General features: G+C 52.7%; 1 rRNA gene. It reads right to left on the bottom strand.

The features are described 5' to 3' along the window. Positions 1 to 237: ribosomal RNA gene (locus H5S41_RS00525) — 23S ribosomal RNA — on the bottom strand; the annotation flags it as partial.

Raw genomic sequence — 237 nt, 5'->3', positions numbered from 1 at the left:
TCTTACTTTCCCGAAGGAAATGGGAAATCTCATCTCGAGGCGAGTTTCACACTTAGATGCTTTCAGCGTTTATCTCGTCCATACATAGCTACCCAGCGGTGCTCCTGGCGGAACAACTAGTACACCAGCGGTATGTCCATCCCGGTCCTCTCGTACTAAGGACAGGTCCTCTCAAATTTCCTACGCCCGCGACGGATAGGGACCGAACTGTCTCACGACGTTCTGAACCCAGCTCGC

Origin of the sequence: Limosilactobacillus albertensis, assembly GCF_014145555.1 — a bacterium.
Classification (GTDB): Bacteria; Bacillota; Bacilli; order Lactobacillales; family Lactobacillaceae; genus Limosilactobacillus; species Limosilactobacillus albertensis.
Note: the sequence above shows the minus strand (reverse complement) of the source record. Positions and strands in the feature narration are given on the sequence as shown.